This window comes from Streptomyces aurantiogriseus (assembly GCF_014649375.1).
Taxonomy (GTDB): domain Bacteria; phylum Actinomycetota; class Actinomycetes; order Streptomycetales; family Streptomycetaceae; genus Streptomyces; species Streptomyces aurantiogriseus.
Map to the genome: position 1 here is coordinate 170,065 of NZ_BMSX01000012.1, position 25,226 is coordinate 195,290.

Below are 25,226 nucleotides of genomic sequence, written 5' to 3' on the forward strand. Positions count from 1 at the left end.
ACCCCTGGCAGGGGGTGCCGTCCCCTGCATGCCTGTCGGGGGCTTCGCCCTCCCGTCCGGCCGGAGCTTCGGCACCCGCTCCGCCGTGACTTCGGCCCCCAGCCGAAAACCCGCCTTCCTGCCCGTCCCACCGGAGCTTCGGCACCCGCTCCGCCGTGACTTCGGCCCCCAGCCGAAAACCCGCCTTCCTGCCCCTGTCCCACCACCCTCCTTCCTGCCCCCGTCCCCTCCCCAAGGAGCCGCACATGCACCTCGACCACACTCATGACGGCCCCCCTGCTGTCAGTGCCGATGCTCGTCGTGGGGACGGGTCGCGGCGGGCTCTCCGGATCGGGCTCGGGGGTCCTGTGGGGTCCGGGAAGACGGCCACCGTTGCCGCGCTCTGTCGTGCGTTGCGTGACGAGTTGTCCCTGGCCGTCGTCACCAATGACATCTACACGCGGGAGGATGCCGAGTTCCTCCTCAGGGAGGCCGTGCTGCCGCCGGAGCGGATCACGGCCGTCGAGACGGGTGCCTGTCCGCACACCGCGATCCGGGACGACATCTCGGCCAACCTCGAAGCTGTGGAGGACCTGGAGGACGAGGTCGGGCCGCTCGATCTGATCCTCATCGAGTCCGGTGGGGACAATCTCACCGCCACCTTCTCCAAGGGGCTCGTGGACGCGCAGATCTTCGTCATCGACGTCGCCGGTGGGGACGACATTCCGCGGAAGGGCGGACCCGGTGTCACCACCGCCGACCTTCTCGTCGTCAACAAGACCGACCTCGCGCCGTACGTCGGGTCCGACCTCGCCCGGATGGCTGCCGATGCCAAGGCGCAGCGTGCGGAACTGCCGGTCGTCTTCCAGTCGTTGAGGAGCGAGAGCGGTGTGAGCGACGTGGCCGCCTGGGTGCGGGCGCAGCTTGCCGCATGGGTGGCGTGACATGAGGGGTGTGCACGCCACGGCGCGGATCCGGGCGCGGGAGGACGGGCGCGGCGGGACATCGCTGCCCGTTCTCGAGAGCGACGGACCCCTCGCGCTGCGGCGGACCCGGGGCGATCAGGGGGAGGCCCGGGTCATGCTCGTCGGGGCCATGAGCGGGCCCCTGGGCGGGGACCGCTTCGCCGTCGAGGCGAGTGTGGAGAGGGGCGCCCGGCTGCGGTTGGGGTCGGCGGCCGCCACCATCGCCCTGCCGGGGCAGCTCAAGGACGAGGCCCGTTACGACGTACGGATCGATGTCGCCGACGGTGGTGAACTGCACTGGCTGCCCGAACCGTTGATCTCCGCCAAGGGCAGTGACCTCCACGTCACCACCCGCGTCGACCTCGCCCCCGGTGCGCGGCTCGTGCTCCGCGAGGAACAGGTGCTGGGGCGGGCGGGGGAGGAGCCCGGACGGCTCCGCAGTCGGCTCGTCGTGCGGGTCGGTGGGCGTGTGACGCTCGATCAGGAGCTTGCCTGCGGGCCCGGCGCTCCAGGGGGCTGGGACGGGCCCGCCGTGCTGGCGGGGCGTCGCGCTGTGGGGCAACTGGTCGTCGTACGGCCCGAGTTCGCCGAGCGCCCCGTGTCCGCCCGCGTCCTCGCCGACAGCGCCACCCTGGTGCCGCTCGCCGGGCCCGCCGCCCTGGTGACCGCCGTCGCCAAGGACGGGCTGCGGCTGCGGCGTGTGCTGGACGAGGCCCTCAACTTTCTGGCGTGACCGACCAGTTCATCCGGTGAGCGGGACGGCCCTCTCCGGTTATCGGATTGGCAAAGAAGGTCAGTGACACCTGTTCTCAGGGACCTCACAGCCGCAAGGATCCCCCTACAAGTCGTCACTAGGTACGGGGAGGGCCCCACTTGAGGGACATACGACCGAACAGGCGGACGGCGGCGTTCGGCTCGGCCGGCGTGCTCGTCGCCGCGACCCTGCTGGCCGGAGCGGTCGCCGCGCCCACGGCCAGCGCCACCAGCAGCCGGTCCGGGCAGGACCGGGAGATGCGCGGTGCCGCGATCGCCGCGGAGCGCGCCGCGAAGGCCGGGATCGACTGGCAGGACTGTCCCGCCGACTGGGGCCTGGAGAAGCCGATCCAGTGCGGCTGGGTCACCGTGCCGCTCGACTACGCCAAGCCCGACGGCAAGCAGATCAAGCTCGCCGTCGACCGCATCGGCAACACGGGGACCAAGGGGGAGCGCCAGGGTGCGCTCGTCTACAACCCCGGTGGTCCGGGGGGTTCCGGGCTGCGCTTCCCGCGCCGCGTGACCACCAAGGCCCCCGTCTGGGCCAACGTCGCCAAGGCCTACGACTTCGTGGGCTTCGACCCGCGCGGCGTCGGCAAGTCGGCGCCCATCTCGTGCGTCGACCCGCAGGAGTTCGTCAAGGCGCCCAAGGCCGACCCGGTCCCGGACAGCGAGGCCGACAAGCTCGCCCAGATAAAGCTCGCCCGCGAGTACGCCGAGGGCTGCTACGAGCGCAGCAGCGAGATGCTGCCGTACATGACGACGCCGAACACCGCGCGCGACCTGGACGTCATCCGCGCCGCGCTCGGTGAGAAGAAGCTGAACTTCCTCGGCGTCTCCTACGGCACCTACATCGCCGCCGTCTACGGCACCCTCTTCCCCGGCCACGTCCGCCGCATGATCGCCGACAGCGTCGTCAACCCGTCGCGGGAGAAGATCTGGTACGAGGCCAACCTCGACCAGGACGTCGCCTTCGAGGGCCGCTGGAAGGACTGGCAGGACTGGGTCGCCGCCAACGACGCCACCTTCCACCTCGGCACCACCCGCGCCGCTGTCCAGGCGAAGTGGCTTCAGCTGCGCGCCACCGCCAAGAAGAACCCCATCGGCGGGGTCGTCGGCCCGGCCGAGCTGATCGGCTTCTTCCAGGGCGCCCCGTACTACGACTCCTCGTGGATCCCGGTCGCCACCGTCTTCAGCAAGTACTTCGCCGGTGACACCCAGGCCCTCGTCGACGCGGCTGCCCCGGACATGACCGACACGGCCGGCAACATCGCCTCGGAGAACGGCAACGCCGTCTACACGGCCGTCGAGTGCACCGACGCCAAGTGGCCGACCAGCTGGAGCAAGTGGAACCGCGACAACACCCGGCTCCACAAGGACTACCCGTTCCTGACCTGGGCCAACGCCTGGATGAACCTGCCGTGCGCCTTCTGGCCGGGCAAGCAGCAGACCCCGGTGAACGTCAAGACCCACAAGGGCCTGCCGCCGGTGCTGATCGTGCAGTCCGAGCGTGACGCGGCCACCCCCTACGAGGGCGCCGTCGAACTGCACGAGCGTTTCAAGGGCTCCCGCCTGATCACCGAGAAGGACGCGGGCTCCCACGGCGTCACCAGCCTGGTCAACACCTGCATCAACACCCGGGTGGACGCCTACCTCCTCACCGGAAAGCTGGACACCGCGGACGTGACCTGCGCCCCGCACGCCACGCCCAAGCCGTAAGCGCGACCACGGACGACGAGGGGCGGCCGGATCGCACCGGCCGCCCCTCGCTGCTGTCTCGGTGCTGTCAACTGAGCGGCAGCCGCGGGAACTTGCGTGCCTTCTCCTTCGCCGCCGCCTCCTCCGCCTTGACCACGGCCGCGTACTGGTCGACGTACTCCTGCTCGGACAGGGTCAGGATCGCGTACATGATCTCGTCGGTCACCGCGCGCAGGACCGCCTTCTCGTTCTCCATTCCTGCGTAGCGGGAGAAGTCGAGGGGCTTGCCGAAGCGGATGACGACGGGGTGGATGTTGGGGATCAGCTTGCCCGGTGGCTGTGCCTCGAAGGTGCCGATCATCGCGCAGGGGATGACCGGTACACCGGCCTTGAGCGCCATCACCGCGACGCCGACCTTGCCCTTGTAGAGGCGGCCGTCGTGCGAGCGGGTGCCCTCCGGGTAGATGCCGAGCAGCTCGTCCTTGCTCAGGACGCCGAGGCCCTCGCGGATCGCGGCCTGGCCGGCCTCCTTGCCGGAGCGGTCGACCGGGATCTGCCCCGCGCTGCGGAAGAAGGCCGCGGTCAGCCGGCCCTTGATGCCGGGACCCGTGAAGTACTCGGCCTTGGCCAGGAAGGTGATGCGCCGCTTGAGGACCGCGGGCATCAGGAAGTGGTCCGAGAACGACAGGTGGTTGCCCGCGACGATCGCCGCTCCCGATGCCGGAACGTGTTCGAGCCCCTCTATTCGGGGCCGGAACAGCACTCTCAGCAGCGGTCCCAACACCACGTATTTCAGGAGGTAGTAGAACAAGGGATCGCTCCTCAGTTCGGCGGATCGGCGGGGCCGCCGTGTTCCAGCAGGTCAACCGGCATGGTGTGGGGTGCCAGTGTAGGCGGGGGCGGTGATGGTCGGAACCCGGCGGCCTGACGGGGCGTCATCGCGCGTGTCCCGGGCCTCCCTCACAGCCGCACGATCACGAGCGCCGTGTCGTCCGTGGCGCCCCCGGGCGGCAGCAGTTCCAGCAGGACGGCGTCGGCGAGGGTCTCGGGGTCCGCGGACCGGTGGCCGACGAGCGCGTCGGCCAGGCGGGCCAGGCCGGTGTCGATGTCCTCGTGCCGCCGTTCCACCAGGCCGTCGGTGTACAGCGTGAGGGTGGCGCCGGAGTCGAAGGCGGTGGTCGCCTGCGGCCGGGGCATCGGGTCGGGGTGGGCGTCGAGCGGGGGATCGGTGGCCCGGTCGAGGAACTCCACCCGGCCGTCGGGGTGCACCAGCACCGGCGGGGGATGGCCGGCGCTGCTGTAGGTGATGGTGTGGTGGTCGAAGTCGATGAACGTCGTGACCGCCGTCGCCGACTCGGCGCCGTCCACCACGTGGGCGTACCGGCCCAGAACGTTCAGCGCCTGGGCGGGGCCCTCGGCGACCCGGGAGGCGGCGCTGAGCGCGCTGCGGAGCTGGCCCATCACCCCGGCGGCCTCCAGGCCGTGCCCGACGACGTCGCCGACGGAGACGCCGATGCGGTGGCCGCCGACGAGGTCGACGAGGTCGTACCAGTCACCGCAGACGTTGAGCGCGCCGACCGCGGGCCGGTAGCGCACGGCCGTGCCGTGGTGGCGGACCTGGCGGCGGGCGGGCAGCATCGCCTCCTGGAGGGCGAGGGCCACCTCGCGCTCGCGGGCGTGCGCCCGGCGCAGGCGCTCGTTGAGCTCCTGGAGTTCACGGGCGCGCGTGTACAGCTCGGCCTCCAGCACCCGTCCCCGGCTCCCGGCCGGGCCGGCGGCGCGGCCGGCCCGGGCCCGGATCAGTTCGGTGACCTCCTCGACGCGGTGCACCAGCAGCACCACCGAGCCGTCCGGTCCGCACACCGGTGCGTTGACCGGGCTCCAGTAGTGCTCCTCCCACTCCCCGGGCCGGGTGCGCGACTCGACGTCGTACCGCTGCAGGGCCATGGCGTCGCGCTCGCCGGTGGTCAGCACCCGGCGCAGCGAGGCCTCGAGGTTGCGCATGCCGTCCGCGGCGGGGTTGTTCGGGTTGTCCGGGAAGACCTCGAAGAGGTGGTGTCCGATCACCTGCTCGCGCCTGCGGCCGGCCAGGCGCAGGAACTCCTCGTTGGCGTCCGCGTAGACCAGCCCGGGCGTCAGGAGGGCCACCATCCCGGGCAGGGCCTGGAACACCGCCGCGTAGTCGATCGCCGTGTCGTTCATGACCCATGCCCCATCTGCCGGCTTTGCGTCATTTTCGCACGGGGTGTGAGGTGGGGAGGTGTGATGCGGGGAGCCGGGTCCCGTGATGCGGGGAGCCGGGGCCGCGTCACACCCCGGGGCCCGTGAGCGGCTGCTCAGCCCAGATGATCTTTCCGTCCGGGACGAAGCGGGTGCCCCAGCGGCGGGTGACCTGCGAGACCAGCAGCAGTCCGCGCCCGCCCTCGTCCGTGGTGCGCGGGTGGCGCAGATGGGGTGCGGTGGCGCCGCCGTCGTGGACCTCGCAGATCAGGGTGCGCCCGCAGATCAGACGCAGGCGGATGGGGCTGGAGGCGTAGCGGATGGCGTTGGTGACGAGTTCGCTCACCACCAGCTCCGTGGTGAACGACAACTCCGTGAGGTCCCAGTCGGCCAGCCGGCGGCTCGCGGCCTTGCGGGCCTCGGCGACCGCGGCCGGGTCGACGGGCAGCTCCCAGTCCGCGACCCGGTCCGGGGGCAGGCGCCGGGTGCGGGCCATCAGCAGGGCCACGTCGTCGTGCGGGCGTTCCGGGACGAGGACGTCGATCACTGTCCGGCAGCGCAGGTCGATCGAGGGCGCCGGCCGCTCCAGGGCCCGCCGCAGCCGGTCGCGGTCCGCGTCGAGCGCCCACTCCTCGCCGTGGGCCAGCAGCCCGTCCGTGTGCAGCGCGAGCGTGCTGTCCGGTGCCAGCTGCAGCTCGGCCGACTCGAACGGCGGCCCGCCCACGCCCAGGGGCGGTCCCTGCGGCAGGTCGACGAAGGTGACCGTGCCGTCGGGCAGGACGACAGCCGGGGCGGGATGCCCGGCGGCAGCCATCGCGCACCGCCCGTCGACGGGGTCGTAGACGACGTACAGGCACCCGGACCCGACGGACTCCGTCCCGGCCTCCGGCCCGCCCTCCTCGTGGGCCGTGCGGGCGACCAGGTCGTCGAGGTGGGCGAGGACCTCGTGGGGCGGCAGGTCCAGGGCGGCGAGCGTACGGACGGCGGTGCGCAGCCGGCCCATGGCCGCGGCGGCGTCGATGCCGTGCCCGGGCACCTCGCCCACCACGAGGGCGACCCGGGCCCCCGACAGCGGGATCAGGTCGTACCAGTCGCCGCCCAGGCCGGTCAGCTCGTCGGCCGGCCGGTAGCAGGCGGCCACCTCGACGGCGTCCTGCTCGGGCAGGCTGTGGGGGAGCAGGCTGCGCTGGAGCACCAGCGCCGCGTCCCGCTCGCGGGTGTAGCGGCGGGCGTTGTCCACGCAGACGGCCGCCCGCGAGACCAGGTCCTCGGCGAGGACGACGTCGTCCTGGCCGAAGGGCTCCTGGGTGGGGCGGCGCAGGAACGTCGTGACACCGAGGGTGGTGCCGCGCGCCCGGACCGGCACGACCAGCACACTCGGCGGCCCGGCGTGCTCCCCGCCGACCGCCGGCAGGACCGGCCGCCAGCTCTCTGCCTCCGGCCCCAGCCGCTCCGAGAGCCACGCCCGCCCGCCGACCAGGCAGTGGACCGGCGGCGAGTCGGCCGGATAGGCGACGACGGGATCGGAGTGGCCAGACGCCTCGGACCCCGACCCCGACCCGGACCCGGCGCTGGACCCGAACCTGAACCCGGGTCCGGAAGCGGACCCGGAGGGGGACCGTTGCCCGGCCCGCCACAGCGCCACGGCCCCGCCCCCTGCCTGCTCCGCCACGGACCCGTCCCCTGCCTGCCCCGCGACGGACCCGTCCCCCGCCTGCCCCACCACCGGCTCCGCCCCCCGTAGCACCGCCTCCAGCAGGTCCACGGCCACGGCGTCGGCGAAGCCCGGCACCGCCACGTCGGCGAGCTCCTGCGCGGTCCGCACGATGTCCAGACTGCGGCCGATGCGCCGGCCGGCCTGGTCCAGCAGGGCCAGGCGCTGTCGGGCGCGGTGGAGGTCGGTGATGTCCACGACCGTGTAGTAGACGCCCATCGGGTTGCCGTGGTCGTCGTCGAGGCGGGTGAACGACAGCATGTGCGCCGTCTCCCGGTGCGGCGCCGCCCGGACCCGCCCCACGTGCTCGTACCCGTTGACGGGCTCGCCGCTCTCCAGCACGTGGCGCATCTGGGCCTCGACCGCCTCGGCGTCCAGACCCGGCTGGACGTCCGCCAGCCGCAGGCCCAGCCGGCGCTCGGGCGGGCCGCCGCCGAACCGGGACAGGGCCGCGTTCGACCACACGAAGCGCAGGTCGGCGTCCACGATCGCGATGCCGATCGGCGAGCCGCTCACCATCTGCTCCAACATCGAGCGGCTCATGCTCCAGCCGGGGGCGTCGCCCATCTCGTTCAGCAGCACCAGCCAGCGCGCCGGACCACCGGGCTCGTCGGCCGAAGTGATCCGCGCCATCACCGGAACCGGCTCACCGTCCCGGCGCCGGGCCGACAGCAGCCCCGCCCATCCGCCCTCCCGGCGGCACCGCTCGAGCACGTCCGGCACCCGCCCGGCGTCCGCGTGGGTCACCAGCCCGCCCAGGTCCTTCCCCACCGCCTCGGCGGCCGGATACCCCAGCAACCGCTCGGCGTCCCTGGTCCAGCTCGTCACCACGCCCCGCCCGTCGAGCAGCAGGGGCGCGGCATCCGCCACGTCGAACCGCCGGCGGGCCACGTCGTCCTCGTTCTGTGTGCCCACGGCCGACCTCTCTGTCGCTGAGAGTGGTCTACCACCTCCTGCCCCCATCTTCACCCTGCCCGCACGAGTACGGCCGGGCCACTTGTACGGCCCTCGACCACACCCCCGCCCTCAGCAGCCCCCCGCTCGGCGTTGGGGACGGGCCGCCCCTGTGCCGACGTGGTCGTGGGGCGCACCCCCGCGGGGATGCAGAGGTGCAGCCTCGCCCCGGGCGGCGGGACGGGGCCCTGACCCGGGGTAGGGCCGAAGTGCCTTGCTGGTCGTGGGAGCGCAATCATGCGGGGGTGCCGGGGCGCAGCCCCGCCAGGGGTCGGGGGGTGGAGCCTCTGGCGGGTTGTAGGGGCGGGGCCCTTGGTGGTTGTGGGGTGTAGTCATGCGGAGGGTGCCGGGGCGCAGCCCCGCATGGAGTCCGGGGGCAAAGCCTCCGGCGGGTCGTAGGGGCGAGGCCCCTGGTGGTCCTGGGGTGCAACCATGCGGGGGTGCCAGGGCACAGCCCCGCCAGGGGTCCGGGGGGGAGAGCCCCCGGCGGGGTCGAAGGGGCGGAGCCCCTGGGGAGGGGAATGGGTAGGGGCGGCGGGGGCGAGGAACCGCGGCGCGCACCCGTTGGCGGGGGCGAGGAACCGCGGCGCGCACCCGGCGGCGGCGCCCCCAGCGCTTGCCAGCCCCTCGCCCGGGCCCCCGCAAGGGCCCCCTCCCCGAGGTCGCCACCCTCGCCCAGCCCCCTTACCGCCCTCTCAGCCCAGCACCTTCTCCAACGCCCCCAGCGCCGACCCGAGTTCCTCACCGGTGATCGTCAGCGGCGGTGCCAGCCGGATCGTCGACCCATGGGTGTCCTTCACCAGCACCCCCTCCCGCAGCAACCGCTCCCCGATCTCCCGCCCGGTACCGACCGCGGGATCCACATCGACTCCCGCCCACAGCCCGCGCGAGCGGAAGCCGACGACCCCCTTGCCGACCAGCCCGGTCAGCCCGTCCCGCAGGACCACCCCCAACTCGGCCGCCCGGCGCTGGAACTCACCGGTCTCCAGCAGCTCCACGACCGCAGTCCCGACGGCCGCCGCCAGCGGATTGCCGCCGAACGTCGACCCGTGCTCACCCGGCCGCAGCACCGACAACACCTCCCGCCGCGCGACGACCGCCGACACCGGCACGATCCCGCCGCCCAGCGCCTTGCCCAGCAGCAGCACATCGGGCACGACCTCCTCGTGCTCGACGGCCAGCGTGCGGCCCGTGCGCCCGAGCCCCGACTGGATCTCGTCCGCGATGAACAGGCAGTTCGCCCGGCGGGTCAGCGCACGCACCCCCGCCAGATAGCCGTCGTCCGGGATCACGACGCCCGCCTCGCCCTGGATCGGCTCGATCAGCACCGCGGCCGTGGTCTCGTCGACCGCCGCCTCCAGCGCGGCCAGGTCGTTGTACGGCACGATCCGGAAGCCCGGCGTGAAGGGCCCGAAGCCCGTCCGCGCCGTCTCGTCCGTGGAGAAGCTGACGATCGTCGTCGTCCGGCCGTGGAAGTTGTCCGCGGCGACGACGATCGTCGCCCGGTCGGCCGGGACGCCCTTCACCTCGTACGCCCACTTGCGGGCCACCTTGATGCCGCTCTCGACCGCCTCCGCGCCGGTGTTCATCGGCAGCACCATGTCGAGGCCGGTCAACTCCGCGAGCCGCTCGGCGAATTCGGCCAGCCGGTCGTTGTGGAAGGCGCGGGAGGTGAGGGTGAGCCGGTCGAGCTGGCGGTGGGCGGCCTCGATCAACGCCGGATGGCGGTGGCCGAAGTTGAGGGCCGAGTAGCCGGCCAGCATGTCGAGGTAGCGGCGGCCCTCGACGTCCTCCACCCACGTGCCCTCGGCGCGCGCGACGACCACGGGCAGCGGGTGGTAGTTGTGCGCGAGCACGGGCTCCTCGGCCCGGATCAGGTCGGCGGAGGTACGCGTACGAGCGGGTGCGGTCATGAACGGATCTCCTGGGTGCAGCACTTGATGCCACCGCCGGCCTTCTGGAACTCGGACAGGTCGACGGGGACGGGGACATAGCCGCGGTCGGCCAGGCGGGCGGCGAGGGCCTCGGCCCGCGGGGCGATGAAGACATGGCGGCCGTCGGAGACGGAGTTGAGCCCGAACGCCAGCGCGTCCTCGCGGGTCGCGAGCACCGCGTCCGGGTAGAGGCGGGCCAGCACCTCCCGGCTGCCGGGCGAGAACGCCTCCGGGTAGTAGGAGATGTTCTCGTCGTCGAGGACGAACAGCGCCGTGTCCAGGTGGTAGAAGTGCGGGTCCACCAGCGTCAGGCTGATCACCGGGTGCCCGAAGAACTCCTGCACCTCGCGGTGCGCCTCACGGGTGGTACGGAATCCCGTGCCGGCCAGCAGGTACCGGCCCGTCCACACCAGGTCGCCCTCGCCCTCGCACACGGACTCGGGCCGGTGGACGTCGTAGCCCGCCGCCTTGAACCAGGTGTCGTAGTGGACGGATTCGGGGCGCCGCTCGGGCGCGTGGAAGAGGGAACCGAAGACACGGCCGTCCACCACGACCGCGGAGTTCGCGGCGAAGACCATGTCGGGCAGGCCCGGGGCCGGCTCCACGGTGTCGACGGTGTGGCCGTGGGCGCGATAGGCGAGGATCAGCGACTGCCACTGCTCCCGCGCGAGGTCGACGTCGACGGGGGAGTCGGGATGCATCCAGGGATTGATCGCGTACTGCACGGCGAAGTGTCTGGGTTCACAGACCAGGAAGCGCCGAAGGCGCGGCACACGGCTCACGGTCACAGAGGGGTTCCTCCGCTTTTCCTGCGATGTCGACTTGGGGTTGACACCACGGTAGAAAGCGACCGGGACGCCCGACAAGGAAGAAAAGCTGCGTGTCCGCGCAGGAATGCTGCGTATTCTGCCTGCTCAGCGCATGTCTGCTGCGCTGTCCGGGGCCGCGTGGGTGGCGCCCGCCTCCGGGCTCTCCGGCAGCAGGTGCGACAGCACCATCACACTGATCGTCTTCCGGATGAACGGCTCGACACGGATGCGCTCCAGCACCTCCTCGAAGTGCTCCACGTCCCGCGCCCGCACGTGCAGCAGCGCGTCCGCGCCGCCCGTCACCGTCATCGCCGCGGTGATCTCCGGATGGTTGCGCACCACCTCCGCGAGCCGCCGCGGCGGCGCCGCCCCCTCGCAGTACACCTCGACGTACGCCTCCGTGCGCCAGCCCAGCGCCGACGGCTTCACCGTGGCCGTGAACCCCGTGATCACCCCGGTGTCCCGCAGCCGGTCCACCCGGCGCTTGACCGCCGTCGCCGACAGGCCGATCGCCGTGCCGATCTCGGCGAAGCTCGTCCTGGCGTTCGCCATGAGCGCGGTGAGGATCTTCCGGTCGAGTTCGTCGAAGGAGGCAGGGCCGCTGTTCATGCGGGCACTGTATGCGGGCAGCGTACGCAGCGGATACGTCCACACCCGGCACGTGTCCAGACGTGCGGATCGCCCCTACACTCCACGTTCATGCTGCGCGCCCTCGCCGTCGACGACGAACGCCCCTCACTGGAGGAGCTGCTCTACCTGCTCACCGCGGATCCCCGGATCGGGAGCGTGGAGGGCGCCGGTGACGCGACCGAGGCGCTACGCCGGATCAACCGGGCGCTGGAGTCGGGTCCGGACGGCCCGGAGGCCATCGACGTCGTCTTCCTCGACATCCAGATGCCCGGCCTGGACGGACTCGACCTGGCCCGGCTGCTCACCGGCTTCGCCCGGCCGCCCCTGGTCGTGTTCGTCACCGCCCACGAGGACTTCGCCGTCCAGGCCTTCGACCTCAAGGCCGTCGACTACGTCCTCAAACCCGTCCGCAAGGAACGCCTCGCCGAGGCGGTGCGCCGCGTCGTCGAGATCCGCGCCGCCGAGCCGCGCGGCACCGCCCCGCGCATCCCCGTGCACGAGCCCGACCCGGACCACATACCCGTCGAGCTCGGCGGTGTGACCCGGTTCGTCGCCGTCGACGACATCACCCACGTCGAGGCCCAGGGCGACTACGCCCGGCTGCACACCGACCGCGGCAGCCACCTCGTACGGATCCCGCTGTCCACCCTGGAGGAACGCTGGCGGGCCCGCGGCTTCGTCCGCATCCACCGCCGCCATCTCGTCGCCCTGCGCCACATAGGAGAACTGCGACTGGACGCGGGCACGGTGAGCGTCCTGGTCGGCGGCGAGGAGCTCCAGGTCAGCCGCCGCCACGCCCGTGAGCTGCGGGATCTGCTGATGAGGAGGCCGTGACGGTGCCGAACCAGGACCCCGCCGAGCGCCGCGTCGTCGTCACCGGCCCGCCCCGCCGCACCCGCCGCACCTCCGGCTACTACCGCCCGCGCACCGAGATCGACGAGCAGACCACCCTCGGGCACACCTACGTCCGCTCCCTCATGCGCACCCAGCTGCGGGCCGCGCTCACCGTGTTCGCCGTCCTCGGGTTGCTCGTCGGCCCGCTGCCCCTGCTGTTCGCGGCGATGCCCGACGCCCGCCTCCTGGAATGGGCGGTCCTCGGCTTCGGCCTGTACGCCCCGCTGGTCCTCCTGGCCCGCTGGTACGTGCGCCGCGCCGAACGCAACGAACGCGACCTCGTACGCCTGGTCGAGGACCGATGAGCCAGGACCGATGAGCCAGGACCGATGAGGCAAGACCGATGAGGCAAGACCCATGAGACAAGACCCATGAGGCAGGGATCGATGAGCCAGGGATCGCTGCGCCAGGGAGCGGTGGGGCGAGGGGCGGCAGCGCCGTGAACTCGACCTTCGTCGTCCCCGCCGTCGCCCTCGTCGTCGTGGCGACGGTCCTCGTCGGCGCCTTCGGCCTGCGCATATCGCGCACGACCTCCGACTTCTACGTCGCCTCCCGCACCGTCGGCCCCCGCCTGAACGCGGCCGCGATCAGCGGCGAGTACCTCTCCGCCGCGTCCTTCCTGGGCATCGCCGGTCTGGTCCTCGTCCAGGGCCCGGACATGCTCTGGTACCCGGTCGGCTACACCGCCGGCTATCTCGTCCTCCTCCTCTTCGTCGCCGCCCCCCTGCGCCGCTCCGGCGCCTACACCCTCCCCGACTTCGCCGAGGCCCGCCTCGCCTCCCAGGCCGTACGACGCCTCGCGGGCGCCTTCGTCGTCGGTGTCGGCTGGCTCTACCTCCTGCCCCAGCTCCAGGGCGCCGGGCTGACGCTGACGGTCCTGACCGGCGCGCCCGACACCCTCGGCGGACTGATCGTCGCCGTCGTCGTCACCGCGACCGTCGCCGCGGGCGGCATGCGCAGCATCACCTTCGTCCAGGCCTTCCAGTACTGGCTCAAACTCACCGCCCTCCTCGTCCCCGCCCTCTTCCTGATCCTCGCCTGGCAGGGTGACGGCGCCCCCCGGCACGCCTTCGAGGAACCGCCCGCCTTCCGCGAGCAGCGCTCCGTCCGCGTCGACGACACCCTCGACCTCAGACTGGACCGGCCTCTGACCGTCACGGTGAGCGGCACGGTCGACGGCCGCCCGCACAAGGACGCCGAACTCAGCCTCCCCGCCGGCACCCACCGCATCGACCGGGGCACCCGCCTCACCTTCCCCGAGGGCACGGCCGTCCCCACCGCCGACCGCGGCAGCAACGGCGGCATGTCCACCTCCCTCGCCGTCGGCCGCGAGGAACGCCCCCTGTACGCCACGTACGGGCTGATCCTCGCCACCTTCCTCGGCACCATGGGGCTGCCGCACGTCGTCGTCCGCTTCTACACCAGCCCGCACGGCGTCGCCGCCCGCCGCACCACCGTCGCCGTCCTCGCCCTGATCGGCGGCTTCTACCTCCTCCCGCCCGTCTACGGCGCACTCGGCCGCCTCTACGCCCCGGAACTGGCCCTCACCGGCGACGCCGACGCCGCGGTCCTGCTGCTGCCGGACCGTGTGATCGGCGGCCTCGGCGGCGACCTCCTCGGCGCGCTGGTCGCCGGGGGCGCCTTCGCCGCGTTCCTGTCCACGGCCTCCGGACTCACGATGGCCGTGGCGGGCGTGCTCACCCAGGACGTCCTGCCCTCCCGCGGCGTACGGCACTTCCGGCTCGGCACCGGCCTCGCGATGGCCGTACCGCTCGCGGCGAGCGTGCTGGTGGGCGGGCTGCCGGTGGCCGACGCGGTCGGACTCGCCTTCGCCGTCTCGGCGTCCTCCTTCTGCCCGCTGCTCGTCCTCGGCATCTGGTGGCGCCGGCTCACCCCGCCCGGCGCGGCCGCCGGGATGCTCGTCGGCGGCGGCTCGGCGTTCGCCGCCGTCGCCGCGACCATGGCGGGCCTCCCCGTGGCGGGCACGCTGCACGCCCTGCTCGCCTGGCCCGCCCTGTGGTCCGTACCGCTGGGCTTCCTCACCATGATCCTGGTGTCCCTCGCCACCCCGGGCCGGGTCCCGGCGGGTACGGCGGCGATCCTGGCCCGCTTCCACCTCCCCGAGGAACTGCGCGCGGAGGAGCTGCGGGCGGCGGAGGTCAAGGCATGAGCGGCTTCCTGGCGGGCCTGTGCATCGCGATCCTCCCCTTCCTCGCCCTCGGCTTCTGGCTGGGCCGGCGCACCGCCCGCCCCGAGAGCCTCGGCGGTCTCGGCACTCCGGTCGAGCACGCCACCTTCCAGACCCTGCACACCGCCTCCCTCGCGGCACCTCCGCTGCGGGCCGGCCTCACCGAGGAGACCGCCCGCAAGTCGGCCCGCCGGCTGCGCACCCTGCTCGGCACGGACGCCCTCTGCCTGACGGACCGTCAACAGGTGCTGGTCTGGGACGGCGTGGGCGCCCACCACCGCACCGAGATCATGGCCCGCCTGGCAGGACCGCTGGACGCCGGCCGCGGCGAGGCCTTCCGGCTGACCTGCGACGCCCCTGACTGCCCCGTCCGCTGGGCCGTCGTCGCCCCGCTCACCGTCGACGACCGGGTGCACGGCGCCCTCGTCGCCTGCGCGCCCCGCGAGTCCGCCGTCCTCGTCCGCGCGGCCGGCGAAGTGGCCCGCTGGGTGAGCGTCCAGCTGGAGCTGGCCGACCTCGACCAGTCCCGCACCCGCCTCATCGAGGCCGAGATCAAGGCCCTGCGCGCCCAGATCTCCCCGCACTTCATCTTCAACTCGCTCGCCGTGATCGCCTCCTTCGTCCGCACCGACCCCGAACGCGCCCGCGAACTCCTCCTGGAGTTCGCCGACTTCACCCGCTACTCGTTCCGCCGGCACGGCGACTTCACCACCCTCGCCGACGAACTCCACGCCATCGACCACTACTTGGCCCTGGTGCGGGCCCGCTTCGGCGACCGCCTCTCGCTCACCCTGCAGATCGCCCCGGAGGTCCTGCCGGTCGCCCTGCCCTTCCTCTGCCTCCAGCCCCTCGTCGAGAACGCCGTCAAGCACGGCCTGGAGGGCAAGGCCGACAAATGCCACATCCGGATCACCGCCCAGGACGCCGGTGCCGAGGCCCTGGTCGTCATCGAGGACGACGGCACCGGCATGGACCCGGAACTGCTGCGCCGCATCCTGGCGGGCGAGGTCAGCCCCTCCGGCGGCATCGGCCTGTCCAACGTCGACGACCGGCTCCGCCAGGTGTACGGCGACGACTACGGCCTGGTCATCGAGACCGCACCCGGGGCGGGCATGAAGATCACCGCCCGGCTGCCGAAGTACCAGCCGGGAGTGCACTCGGCGGCCCGCCTCGCCCCGGAGTGAGTTTCACGTCGTGCGCATCACGTCGTGCGCATCACGACCATCGCGAGCGTGATCAGCCCGAGCACGACCCAGCCGAACCACAGCCAGCCGTTGCTGCCGAGCGCCACCGTGTAGGCCGTCACCACGACGAGACCGCCGAGGGTGAGCACCCCCATGGTCTTCGTGGAACCGTCCGTGGAACCGGGCATCGCGACACCCTCCTCCGGCACACCCTCCTCAGGGTGTGTCCCCCTCCATGGTGCCCCCGTTCTGCCTCCGTACGGTGCAGACGACGTAATGCGTTCCGGACTTCCAGGCTCCGCCGCTGCTCCACGACCCGGACTCGTACACCGACGGATCGAAGCCGTGGTCGCCCGGCGGAGCCTCCCGCGCACAGGCCGCGTCCGACTCCGTCCGCGCCTCGGCGAGCGTCACCCCGGCCCCCAGCCGGGTGAACCCGACCACCAGCTCGTCGTACGGCCCGGCGCAGGACACCAGCCGGGCATCCCGGTTCGACCGGGTGTCCAGACAGTCCCGCTTCTGCATCGTCGCCGTGTCGGCGAACGCCGACCCCGGCCGGCGGTGCCGCCCCGGCGGCCCGTACACCGGCCCGTGCGCCCCCAGCACCAGACAGGCCGTACGCCGCCCCGCGTCCGCGAAACCGTCCTCCGTCGGTACGACCGCGTAGCTGCGCACGTCCGCGAGCCGCCCGCGGATCTCCGAGGTCAGCTCCTCGCACGCGGCCGCCCCCTGCCCCCGCGCCGCAGCCGCCGACCCGGCGCCGACGAACCCCATCACCTGACCGTCGGCGACCCGGCACCCCGGATCGAGCGTCAGCCGCGGCACGCTGCTGAAACGGGCGCCGCCGGGCCAGTCGGCGAGCACACAGTCCCCGTCCCGCAGCGTCCGGCCCAGCCCGACGGCCTCGCCGTACGGCAGGACGGTCCCCTCACTGGACGCCTGCCGGCCCAGCGCGTACCAGGCGCCGCCGCCCGCCAGCGCCAGCGCGAGAAGCCCGGCGAGCACGGCCGGCGGGACGCGGGAGCGCCGGTGCCTGCCGGACGGGCCCGGGCGCGCCGGACTCCCGCTCCAGCGCCGCTCCGGCGACGGACCGGTCCTCGTGCGCGTGTTCGCCCCGTCCGCCTGCGCCGTGACGATCCCGCCGAGCAGGGCCTCCGTGGCCGCCGCGTCCGGCCGCCGCCCCGGATCCTTGGCGAGGAGCGCCCGCAGTACGGGCTCCAGCGCACCGGCGCGCACGGGTGGCCGTGGCTCCTCCGTGACCACCGCCGTCAGCTGGGCGAGCTGCGACTCCCGCTCGAACGGCCCCCGCCCCTCGACCGCGAAGTAGAGCGTGCACCCCAGCGAGAACAGATCGGCGGCCGGCGTCGGCGCCCCGCCCGTCGCCCGCTCCGGCGCCAGATACCCCGCCGTACCGACGAGCGCGGACGCCAGCGTGTAGCGCGGCTCACCTGCGGCCGGCTGCACGGAGATCCCGTAGTCCGTGAGCAGCACCCTTCCGTACGGCGCCCCGGTGCGGTCCGGCGCGAGCAGGATGTTCGCCGGTTTCACATCCCGGTGCAGAACGCCCCGGCGGTGTCCGGCGGCCAGCGCGTCCAGCACCGCCAGACCGACGCGCGCGCACTCGGCCGGGGCGAGCGGGCCCTGCCGGGCGACCAGCTCCCGCAGGTCGACCGCGTCCGCCACGTACTCCATGACGATCCAGGGCAGCCCCTCGTGCTCCAGCACGTCGTGCACCGTCACCACATGCGGATGATCACGCAGCCCCGCCGCGTGCCGCGCCTCCGCCCGCGCCCGGGCGACCCGCGCCTCCCGCTCCTCGGCTCCGGCCGGCTCCCGGAACACGACCTCCTTCAGCGCCACCTCACAGGCGAGTCTCCGGTCGTGCGCCAGCCAGACATGCCCCATGCCGCCGCTGCCCAGCCGGTGCAGCAGCAGATAACGGCCGGCGATGACCCGGCCCACTCCCGACGTCGGTGATCCTGAAGGCATCCGGCGACTCCCGGGTTCTTCGGGCTTACGGCTCTACGGCTGACTGGGGTGCCGGGGGCGTCGCGGTCGCTGTGCCGGTGGCGGTGGCCGTGGTGGGCGGAGGGGCCGCGGACGAGGGCGGTGGCGGGGGCGCCGACGGGGGCGAGGACTTCCCGCTGGGCGGCTGGGAGGCCGAGGAGGGAGGTGGCGCGGGGGGCGATGACGGTGGAGGCGGCGCGGACGAGGCAGGGGGTGCGGAGGCGGAGGACGGCGGGGGAGGGGAGGAGGACGGCGGTGGTGGGGGAGGAGGCGCCGAGGAGGACGACGGTGGTGGAGGAGGCGCCGAGGAGGACGACGGTGGCGGGGCCGAGGTCTTCGAAGGGGAGGGCGGTGGCGGCACAGAGGTCCCCGCCGGAGAGGACGACGGCGGCGTCGAGGTCCCCGAAGGCCCCCCTGTCGTCGTGCCGTCCGTCTCCGAAGGCTCGGGGATCGGCGTGCCCGGGGGAGTGGTCCGGCCCCCATCCGGAGCCGTACTCCCGTCCCCGCCCGAAGAAGCTCCCGCCACCCTCAACGTCACGTACTCCCCGAACGGCAGCCCCGTCCCCGCCGCCGGATCCGACCCGACGACCCGCGCCTCGTCGGCCGGTGGTGCCCCGCCCTCGTAGGCCACCGCCAAACCCCGCTCCGTCAGCCGCCGGCTCGCCTCCCCGAACGTCGCCCCGGCCACGGCCGGCACCGCACGCTTCCTGCTCGCGTTGAACGTGGTGTCCTTCTCGCCCGCCGTCCCCACCGGCCGCTCGATGCCCCGCCCGGGCTCGTCGACGTCGACGAGGGCGAGCCGGGGCAGGTTGCGGGGCGCGGGCTCGACGGCGACGACGGAGGCACGGTCGTATCCCCGCCACTTCTTGTTGTCACCGCCGAAGGTGACGGAAATGCGATCCGTGTCCCCCTGGAAAGGCCGCAGCGGATTTCCACACGAACACTTCACGGCCGGAAGCCCTCGTTCATCGACGAGAATCGCGATTCCGGCCTGGAGCAGCGAGTCGAAGGAGACGGATTTCCCCTTCTTGTAGTCATGGTTTTTCACGAGCGTGTCGTGACGCAGCAGTGCAGGAGTGAGCCGGTCGAGGTATTCCGGAATCCCGGCCCGGGTGGTGTCCAGGACATCGGCCCAGGCCTGGGCCTTGCGTGCGTTGGCGGGGTCGGTGAGGAAGTCCTCCAACCGCTCGACGTCACAGACGGACGCCTCGCGGGTACCGCCGTACAGGCCGGGCGTGTCCCCTTGTTGCAGGCCGCCGCCCGGCACCGGCCCGGAGGGGACGCGGGCGTCACGCCCGAGCCCCAGCCGCTCGTCGAAGAAGGGCGCGAGTGACGGAACCCCGATGGCGACGGCCTTCACCACGGACAGCCGAGCCCCGCGCTCACATCCACTCAGCACCAGCAGGAAAACCAGCAGAACGCCAACCCTGTGCGTCAATGCGCGACATGCCATCACCGCTCCCCCCGGCGGTTGTGTCAACGCATTTCATGCTACTGAACGGAAAGCCTTTCAGCCCTGGCGTGCGTTCAGTGAGGCCAAATAGGCGTTGTATGCCTCGAGTTCCTTGTCGCCGTCGCGGTCGGCGGCCCGGTCCTTGCGCTTCGCCTGCCGCTGTTCGGAGCTGTACCACTGGAACAGCAGCGCGATCAGCACCAGCACCGACGGAATCTCACTGAACGCCCAGGCGATGCCGCCGGCCGCGTTCTGGTCGGAGAGCGCGTCGATGCCGAGGGAGGCGGGCGGGTTCTCGAACGACTCGACCATCGGCGCCGACGCCATCATCAGCGCGATGCCGAAGAACGCGTGGAACGGCATGCCCGCGAACAGCTCCAGCATCCGCAGGAGATGGCCGGGCCGGTGCGGACCCGGGTCCACGCCGATGATCGGCCAGAAGAACACCACACCGACGGCGAGGAAGTGCACCATCATCGCGATGTGGCCCGCCTTGGAGCCCATCAGGAAGTCGAAGAGCGGTGTGAAGTACAGCGCGTACAGGCTCGCGATGAACATCGGGATCGTGAACGCCGCGTGGGTGATGATCCGCATGTACCGGCTGTGCAGCAGCATCAGCAGCAGCTCACGCGGCCCCTTGCGCCCCTTCCCCGCCGTCGGCAGCGCACGCAGCGCCAGGGTGATCGGGGCGCCGAGCAGGATCAGGATCGGCGACAGCATGCTGATCACCATGTGCTGCACCATGTGCACGCTGAACATGACCATCCCGTAGTCGTTCAGCTTGGTGCACATCACGAGGGCCACGCTCAGCACACCGGCGACGTACGACACGGTCCGCGCCACCGGCCACGCGTCCCCGCGCCGCCGCAGTCGCACGACCCCCCAGGCGTACAGGCCCAGCCCCACCAGGCAGGCGACGAGGAAGAACGGGTCCGCCGACCACTGAAGACCCTGCCCCAGCGTGAACGGCGGCAGATCCATGGTCGTGCCGTGCCCGCTGTGATCCATCCGCCGGCTCCTGATTCGTGGGGGGTTGTACGTTTCCTGCCGCCCCCAGACTAGAACTGCCCCCGGCGACCTCTGTCACCGGGGGCAGCTGGAGTTCACGGCTCTCCTACAGGACGGTCTCCGCCTCGGCGTACCGCTCCTCCGGAACGGTCTTCAGCGTCTCGACCGCCTCCGCCAACGGCACCATCACGATGTCGGTCCCCCGAAGAGCGGTCATCCGGCCGAACTCACCCCGATGCACGGCCTCCACCGCATGCCACCCGAACCGGGTCGCCAGCACACGGTCGTACGCCGTCGGCGTACCACCCCGCTGCACATGCCCCAGAATCACCGGCCGCGCTTCCTTCCCGAGCCGCGACTCCAGCTCGAGGGACAGCTGTCGGGCGATCCCGGCGAACCGCTCATGCCCGTAGATGTCCTTGCCGCCCTCGTCGAAGGCCATGGTCCCGGGCGCCGGCTTGGCCCCTTCGGCCGCGACGACGATCGCGAACCGCTTCCCCGCCTCGAACCGCTCGCCCACCCGCCGGGCCAGCTCCTCGATGTCGAAGGGCCGTTCGGGTACGACGATGGCGTGGGCGCCGGCGGCCATGCCGGAGTGCAGCGCTATCCAGCCGGTGTGCCGCCCCATGACCTCGACGACGAGGACCCGCTGGTGGGACTCGGCGGTGGTCTTGAGCCGGTCGAGGGCCTCCGTGGCGACGCCGACGGCGGTGTCGAAGCCGAAGGTGACGTCGGTGACCGCGATGTCGTTGTCGATGGTCTTCGGCACGCCCACGATGGGCAGGCCGCTGTCCGACATCAGCCGGGCCGCCTTGAGCGTGCCCTCACCGCCGATCGGGATGATGGCGTCGAGGCCGAGTTCCGCGACATGGCCGCGGGCCCGCTCCACGCCGTCCCGCAGATGCGAGGGCTGGACACGGGAGGAACCGAGGATGGTGCCGCCGCGGGCGAGGATGCCGCCCACGGCGTCGAGGTCGAGCTTGAGGTAGTCGCACTCCAGGAGGCCCTTCCAGCCGTCCCGGAAGCCGATGACCTCGTCGCCGTGGTCGGCGACGGCACGGTGCACGACGGACCGGATGACGGCGTTCAGGCCGGGGCAGTCGCCGCCGGACGTGAGGACACCAATGCGCATAGCCCGAAACAACCTTCTTCACGTGGGCCGGGTCCGGACCACGCTGTCCGGCTCGATCCCCGCCACCCTAGCGGCACGAGGGGGCGGGGCCGAAGCACACGTCCGCCTGCTGGACGTGCCTGCTCACCTGTGCGGATGCACCGTCAGACGGGCTGCTGACGGCACCCTGAAAAGCAGGTGAACAGACAGCTCAGGCAGGCTGCTGCGCCGCCGCGATGCGTTCGTTGCGCAGCGCCTCGTACCAGCGGTCGTCGGTCGGCGGCAGCGCGTTCACGTCGAGCGCCAGCTTCAGCAGCAGGTCGGCGATGAGCGGGTTGCGGGCGAGCACCGGACCGTGCATGTACGTACCGAACACGGTGTCGTTGAACGCACCCTCGGTGCCGTCGCCGGTGCCGTTGCCCTTGCCGATCTGGACGCGGGCGAACGGGCGGGCGGTCGGGCCGAGATGGGTGATGCCCTGGTGGTTCTCGAAGCCGGTCAGCGGCGGCAGGCCGAGGCGCGGGTCGATGTCGGCGAGGACGTCGCCGACGCACCGCTCGCCCTCGCCGCGGGTCGTGGTGACGTCGAGCAGACCGAGGCCCGGCTCGCGCTGACCGAGGTCGTTGACGAACTCGTGGCCCAGGATCTGGTAGCCGGCGCACACCGCGAACACGATCGCGCCGTTCTGCACCGCCTGGTACAGGTGCCCGTCGCGGCGCAGCCGCTCGGCCGCGAGCCGCTGCGGCCGGTCCTCGCCGCCGCCGATCAGGTAGATGTCGCCGGAGGTCGGGATCGGCTGGTCGCTGCGCACGTCGAGGCGTGCCACGTCGAGGCCACGCTGCCGCGCCCGGCGCTCCACGACCAGGACGTTGCCCTGGTCGCCGTAGGTGCTGAGCAGGTCCGGGTAGACCCAGACGACCCGCAGCTGGTTGTCACTCATCACGTGATGGTCCCTCGTGCTCAGTTGCCGACGCGGCGGCGCAGGTCCTGGAAGGCGGTGTAGTTCGCGATGACCTCGATACGGCCCGGAGGTGCCATCTGCACGGCCTGGTCGACGCTCTCGCAGACCTGGAAGTGCTGGTTGGCGACCTCCAGACGCACCGCGAGGTCCAGCTTGCGGTCGCCGATGACGAAGATCGGGTGGCCGGTCAGCCGCGTGTAGTCGACGTCCCAGAGCCAGGAGGTGTCGGTGCCGTCGGCGCCCCGCGCGTTCACGGACAGGATGACCGGGGTGGGCGGCGGATCGATCAGGCTGAACGTTTCGAGCCAGCCGGCCGGGTTCTTCGCGAGCAGCAGCCGCAGGTCGCGCTGCATGAACTGGACGACGTCGTAGCGGCCGGCGACGGCCTGCACCTGGTACATCCGCTCCAGCGCCACCTGCGGCGGCACCCCGAAGACGGCGGCGACGGCGGCCGAGGAGGCGGCGTTGGCCTTGTTGGCGCGGCCCGGCAGCTGGAGGTGGATCGGCCAGGCGGAGCCGTGCGGGTCGAGGACGTGGTCGCCGGAGAGCACCCAGCTCGGCGTCGGCCGGCGGAAACCGCACTCGCCGCAGAACCAGTCGTCACCCGGACGCTGCATCACACCACCGCAGGACGGGCAGGACCAGGCGTCGTCCTTCCACATCTGCCCGGCGGCGACCCAGATCACGTTGGGGGAGGAGGACGCCGCCCACACCACCAGCGGGTCGTCGGCGTTGGCGACGATGACGGCCTTGGAACCGGCCAGCCCCTCACGCCAGTTCTCCGCGAGCATACGGGTCTCGGCCGCGCGGTCGAGCTGGTCGCGGGAGAGGTTGAGCAGTGCGATGCACTTGGGGTCGGTGTCCCGGGCCACGCCCGCGAGGTACTTCTCGTCGACCTCGATCACGCCGTATCTGGCGTCCGAACCGCCCGCCAGCGCCGAGGTGATGCCGGCCGGCATGTTGGCGCCGAGCGCGTTGGACACGACCGGCCCCGCGGCCCGCAACGCCTCCGCGATCAACCGCGTGGTGGTGGTCTTGCCGTTGGTCGCCGAGACGAGGACGACGTCCAGGTTCTGGGCGAGCCGGGCGAGGAGGTCGGGGTCGAGCTTGAGTGCCACCCGGCCGCCGATCACCGATCCACTGCCGCGTCCCGCGGCGCGCGACGCCGCAGCGACCGCCTTGCCCGCGGTCACGGCCAGCTTGGCCCGCGGCGTGAGCGGGTCCGAGTTGCCTGCCATCAGTTCTCGATCCTCCTTGCGTACGCGCCGCGCCTGAAGCCTGACGGCAACGTGGTAGGTGGTCAGCCTATCGAGATCCATTCGCACTCCCGAATCCCGGGACCGCCTCCCGCTGCCCACGGCATGCGCGTGTCAGAAAGGACCGTACCCTTGCCGCCATGCGACACGGCTCCATCCCGGGCGCCCGAGGGCGCGTCCGGCCGCTCACCCTGCTCGGCGACCCCGTCCTGCGGGAACCCTGCCGCGAGGTCACCGACTTCGGCCCCGGACTCGCCGGCCTCGTCGAGGACATGTTCGCCACGATGTACGCCGCGCGGGGCGTGGGCCTGGCCGCCAACCAGGTGGGGGAGTCCCTGCGGGTGTTCGTCTACGACTGCCCCGACGACGAGGACGTCCGCCATCTGGGCCATGTGGTGAACCCGCGTCTCGTCGAAGCCGACGGCGTGGTGGTCCGAGGGCCCGAGGGCTGTCTGTCCCTACCGGGGCTGGAGGCGGGAACGGAGCGTTACGACCACGCGGTGGTCGAGGGCTTCACGATGACGGGGGAGCCGATCACCGTGCACGGCACGGGATTCTTTGCCAGATGCTTGCAACACGAGTGCGATCACCTGGAGGGCAAGGTCTACGCGGACCGTGTGGGCGGCTGGCGCAAGCGGAGGCTGATGCGCCAGGTGACCCGCGCCTCCTGGCACCGGGTGGGATTGCCCACGTAGGGGTGCGGGACTGTACCGATGTGCGGCTCCTCCCCCACCCTCGGCCGCGCTCGAGCGGGGGGACCCCACCGGGGGCGCGACCAGCCACATCCGTCCGGCAGACGGGAGACGACCGTCAGAACCCCGGACCCCCCATCTTGTCCCCCGCGGCGGCCAGCCGGCCCCACAACAGGTCGGCGAGGCTCCGTACCAGCTCAGCCCGGGAACACGGCCGCTCACCCAACCACCAGTCACCCGCCGCGTGCATCATCCCGACGATCCCGTGCCCCCATACCCGGGCAAGCTGCTGACTTCCGGGCCCGAGATCCAGGCGATCCTCGATCACCTGAGCCAATTCCTCGCCCATCCTGCGGAGCAAAGGCACGGAATGCTTACCGACGTCGAACCCCTGGTCCCCGGACGACCCCTCCGCGGGATGCATCAGGAACCGGTACACCTGAGGCCGGGCCTCGATCGCCGCGAGGTACGTGTCCAACGTGGCCTCGACCCGCTCCCGCCGCTCCGCCGGGGCGTCCAGCGCCGCCCGCAGCGAGTCCAGCAACGCGTCCGTGTGCCGCTTGGCGAGGGCGGCGTAGAGTCCGCCCTTGTCCCCGAAGTGGCGGTAGAGGATCGGCTTGGTGATACCGGCCTCGGCGGCGATCGCGTTCATCGACGCCTGAGGTCCGTCCCGCAGCACCACCCGGTCCGCGGCCTCCAGCAACTCGCGCCGACGACGGTCGGCGGATCGCTGCTGCTCGGTCCGCTGTGTGGTGTCCATGTGCTCTCCCCACCCGTGCTGATTCGGTGACGCCTGCGCAAACTAACACCTGACGG

22 protein-coding genes are annotated in these 25,226 nt (G+C 72.3%); 8 read left to right on the top strand and 14 right to left on the bottom strand.

Annotation, left to right across the window (positions count from 1 at the left end):
- Positions 1-245 precede the first annotated feature (245 nt).
- From ureG to IE263_RS25135, 3 genes are all read left to right on the top strand, one after another.
- The gene (ureG, locus tag IE263_RS25125) at positions 246-923 is read left to right on the top strand and encodes an urease accessory protein UreG (RefSeq protein WP_189940022.1); all 678 of its coding nucleotides are present in this window, start codon (positions 246-248) and stop codon (positions 921-923) included.
- Position 924: 1 nt separating this feature from the next.
- The gene (locus IE263_RS25130) at positions 925-1,677 is read left to right on the top strand and encodes an urease accessory protein UreD (RefSeq protein WP_189940023.1); all 753 of its coding nucleotides are present in this window, start codon (positions 925-927) and stop codon (positions 1,675-1,677) included.
- 140 nt (positions 1,678-1,817) lie between these two features.
- The gene (locus IE263_RS25135) at positions 1,818-3,416 is read left to right on the top strand and encodes an alpha/beta hydrolase (RefSeq protein WP_189940024.1); all 1,599 of its coding nucleotides are present in this window, start codon (positions 1,818-1,820) and stop codon (positions 3,414-3,416) included.
- Positions 3,417-3,483: 67 nt separating this feature from the next.
- Here IE263_RS25135 and IE263_RS25140 read toward each other — a convergent pair whose 3' ends face one another.
- From IE263_RS25140 to IE263_RS25165, 6 genes are all read right to left on the bottom strand, one after another.
- On the bottom strand, positions 3,484-4,206 hold the full coding sequence (locus IE263_RS25140; RefSeq protein ID WP_189940025.1) for a lysophospholipid acyltransferase family protein: 723 nt from the start codon (positions 4,204-4,206) through the stop codon (positions 3,484-3,486).
- Between the two features lie 149 nt (positions 4,207-4,355).
- A complete protein-coding gene (locus IE263_RS25145; RefSeq protein ID WP_189940026.1) occupies positions 4,356-5,597 on the bottom strand; it encodes a PP2C family protein-serine/threonine phosphatase in 1,242 nt (413 codons plus the stop codon).
- Between the two features lie 106 nt (positions 5,598-5,703).
- Positions 5,704-8,244: a SpoIIE family protein phosphatase gene (locus IE263_RS25150; RefSeq protein WP_229911140.1), complete on the bottom strand. Its 2,541-nt coding sequence runs from the start codon at positions 8,242-8,244 to the stop codon at positions 5,704-5,706.
- A gap of 734 nt (positions 8,245-8,978) precedes the next feature.
- Complete coding sequence (rocD, locus tag IE263_RS25155; RefSeq protein WP_189940028.1) at positions 8,979-10,196, bottom strand: ornithine--oxo-acid transaminase; 1,218 nt, start codon at positions 10,194-10,196, stop codon at positions 8,979-8,981.
- The gene (gene ddaH / locus IE263_RS25160; protein WP_189940029.1) at positions 10,193-11,005 is read right to left on the bottom strand and encodes a dimethylargininase; all 813 of its coding nucleotides are present in this window, start codon (positions 11,003-11,005) and stop codon (positions 10,193-10,195) included. The genes rocD and ddaH overlap by 4 nt, the downstream gene beginning before the upstream one ends.
- 126 nt (positions 11,006-11,131) lie before the next feature.
- The gene (locus IE263_RS25165; RefSeq protein ID WP_189940030.1) at positions 11,132-11,635 is read right to left on the bottom strand and encodes an Lrp/AsnC family transcriptional regulator; all 504 of its coding nucleotides are present in this window, start codon (positions 11,633-11,635) and stop codon (positions 11,132-11,134) included.
- A 90-nt stretch (positions 11,636-11,725) separates the two neighbouring features.
- Here IE263_RS25165 and IE263_RS25170 point away from each other — a divergent pair, with 90 nt between their 5' ends.
- The 4 genes from IE263_RS25170 to IE263_RS25185 all read left to right on the top strand — a co-directional run bounded on the left by IE263_RS25170 (position 11,726) and on the right by IE263_RS25185 (position 15,922).
- Positions 11,726-12,490 carry a LytR/AlgR family response regulator transcription factor gene (locus IE263_RS25170; protein WP_189940031.1) on the top strand — a complete coding sequence of 255 codons (765 nt, stop codon included), beginning with the start codon at positions 11,726-11,728 and terminating at the stop codon, positions 12,488-12,490.
- A 2-nt stretch (positions 12,491-12,492) separates the two neighbouring features.
- Positions 12,493-12,855 (top strand): hypothetical protein, encoded by a 363-nt coding sequence (locus IE263_RS25175; protein WP_189940032.1) that lies wholly within the window; start codon positions 12,493-12,495, stop codon positions 12,853-12,855.
- A gap of 134 nt (positions 12,856-12,989) precedes the next feature.
- The gene (locus IE263_RS25180; protein ID WP_189940033.1) at positions 12,990-14,720 is read left to right on the top strand and encodes a sodium/solute symporter; all 1,731 of its coding nucleotides are present in this window, start codon (positions 12,990-12,992) and stop codon (positions 14,718-14,720) included.
- Positions 14,717-15,922, top strand: a complete 1,206-nt coding sequence (locus tag IE263_RS25185) for a sensor histidine kinase (protein ID WP_189940034.1) — start codon at positions 14,717-14,719, stop codon at positions 15,920-15,922. Before IE263_RS25180 ends, IE263_RS25185 begins: the two co-directional genes overlap by 4 nt.
- 17 nt (positions 15,923-15,939) lie before the next feature.
- Here IE263_RS25185 and IE263_RS25190 read toward each other — a convergent pair whose 3' ends face one another.
- The 7 genes from IE263_RS25190 to IE263_RS25220 form a co-directional block, all read right to left on the bottom strand.
- Positions 15,940-16,110: a hypothetical protein gene (locus IE263_RS25190; RefSeq protein ID WP_189940035.1), complete on the bottom strand. Its 171-nt coding sequence runs from the start codon at positions 16,108-16,110 to the stop codon at positions 15,940-15,942.
- A 28-nt stretch (positions 16,111-16,138) separates the two neighbouring features.
- Positions 16,139-17,911, bottom strand: coding sequence for a serine/threonine-protein kinase (locus IE263_RS25195; protein WP_189940036.1), 1,773 nt, complete (start codon positions 17,909-17,911; stop codon positions 16,139-16,141).
- 25 nt (positions 17,912-17,936) lie between these two features.
- The gene (locus IE263_RS25200) at positions 17,937-19,382 is read right to left on the bottom strand and encodes a PASTA domain-containing protein (RefSeq protein ID WP_189940037.1); all 1,446 of its coding nucleotides are present in this window, start codon (positions 19,380-19,382) and stop codon (positions 17,937-17,939) included.
- Between the two features lie 57 nt (positions 19,383-19,439).
- A complete protein-coding gene (locus tag IE263_RS25205) occupies positions 19,440-20,390 on the bottom strand; it encodes a cytochrome c oxidase assembly protein (RefSeq protein ID WP_189940038.1) in 951 nt (316 codons plus the stop codon).
- Between the two features lie 106 nt (positions 20,391-20,496).
- Complete coding sequence (locus IE263_RS25210; protein WP_189940039.1) at positions 20,497-21,522, bottom strand: 6-phosphofructokinase; 1,026 nt, start codon at positions 21,520-21,522, stop codon at positions 20,497-20,499.
- 190 nt (positions 21,523-21,712) lie between these two features.
- Positions 21,713-22,441, bottom strand: a complete 729-nt coding sequence (locus tag IE263_RS25215; protein ID WP_189940040.1) for a type 1 glutamine amidotransferase — start codon at positions 22,439-22,441, stop codon at positions 21,713-21,715.
- A gap of 20 nt (positions 22,442-22,461) precedes the next feature.
- The gene (locus IE263_RS25220; RefSeq protein ID WP_189940041.1) at positions 22,462-23,700 is read right to left on the bottom strand and encodes a MurT ligase domain-containing protein; all 1,239 of its coding nucleotides are present in this window, start codon (positions 23,698-23,700) and stop codon (positions 22,462-22,464) included.
- Between the two features lie 158 nt (positions 23,701-23,858).
- Between IE263_RS25220 and def the strand changes: the two genes are divergently transcribed.
- Positions 23,859-24,413, top strand: a complete 555-nt coding sequence (gene def, locus IE263_RS25225) for a peptide deformylase (RefSeq protein WP_189940042.1) — start codon at positions 23,859-23,861, stop codon at positions 24,411-24,413.
- 115 nt (positions 24,414-24,528) lie between these two features.
- Here def and IE263_RS25230 read toward each other — a convergent pair whose 3' ends face one another.
- On the bottom strand, positions 24,529-25,170 hold the full coding sequence (locus tag IE263_RS25230; RefSeq protein ID WP_189940043.1) for a TetR/AcrR family transcriptional regulator: 642 nt from the start codon (positions 25,168-25,170) through the stop codon (positions 24,529-24,531).
- Positions 25,171-25,226 lie beyond the last annotated feature (56 nt).

What these genes read in the sequence shown, in the direction of transcription:
- ureG (WP_189940022.1), top strand. Translation starts at nt 246, where the DNA reads ATGCACCTCGACCACACTCATGACGGCCCCCCTGCTGTCAGTGCCGAT.
- IE263_RS25130 (WP_189940023.1), top strand. Translation starts at nt 925, where the DNA reads ATGAGGGGTGTGCACGCCACGGCGCGGATCCGGGCGCGGGAGGACGGG.
- IE263_RS25145 (WP_189940026.1), bottom strand. Translation starts at nt 5,597, where the DNA reads ATGAACGACACGGCGATCGACTACGCGGCGGTGTTCCAGGCCCTGCCC.
- rocD (WP_189940028.1), bottom strand. Translation starts at nt 10,196, where the DNA reads ATGACCGCACCCGCTCGTACGCGTACCTCCGCCGACCTGATCCGGGCC.
- IE263_RS25165 (WP_189940030.1), bottom strand. Translation starts at nt 11,635, where the DNA reads ATGAACAGCGGCCCTGCCTCCTTCGACGAACTCGACCGGAAGATCCTC.
- IE263_RS25170 (WP_189940031.1), top strand. Translation starts at nt 11,726, where the DNA reads ATGCTGCGCGCCCTCGCCGTCGACGACGAACGCCCCTCACTGGAGGAG.
- IE263_RS25185 (WP_189940034.1), top strand. Translation starts at nt 14,717, where the DNA reads ATGAGCGGCTTCCTGGCGGGCCTGTGCATCGCGATCCTCCCCTTCCTC.
- IE263_RS25190 (WP_189940035.1), bottom strand. Translation starts at nt 16,110, where the DNA reads ATGCCCGGTTCCACGGACGGTTCCACGAAGACCATGGGGGTGCTCACC.
- IE263_RS25195 (WP_189940036.1), bottom strand. Translation starts at nt 17,911, where the DNA reads ATGCCTTCAGGATCACCGACGTCGGGAGTGGGCCGGGTCATCGCCGGC.
- IE263_RS25200 (WP_189940037.1), bottom strand. Translation starts at nt 19,382, where the DNA reads ATGGCATGTCGCGCATTGACGCACAGGGTTGGCGTTCTGCTGGTTTTC.
- IE263_RS25205 (WP_189940038.1), bottom strand. Translation starts at nt 20,390, where the DNA reads ATGGATCACAGCGGGCACGGCACGACCATGGATCTGCCGCCGTTCACG.
- IE263_RS25210 (WP_189940039.1), bottom strand. Translation starts at nt 21,522, where the DNA reads ATGCGCATTGGTGTCCTCACGTCCGGCGGCGACTGCCCCGGCCTGAAC.
- IE263_RS25215 (WP_189940040.1), bottom strand. Translation starts at nt 22,441, where the DNA reads ATGAGTGACAACCAGCTGCGGGTCGTCTGGGTCTACCCGGACCTGCTC.
- IE263_RS25220 (WP_189940041.1), bottom strand. Translation starts at nt 23,700, where the DNA reads ATGGCAGGCAACTCGGACCCGCTCACGCCGCGGGCCAAGCTGGCCGTG.
- def (WP_189940042.1), top strand. Translation starts at nt 23,859, where the DNA reads ATGCGACACGGCTCCATCCCGGGCGCCCGAGGGCGCGTCCGGCCGCTC.
- IE263_RS25230 (WP_189940043.1), bottom strand. Translation starts at nt 25,170, where the DNA reads ATGGACACCACACAGCGGACCGAGCAGCAGCGATCCGCCGACCGTCGT.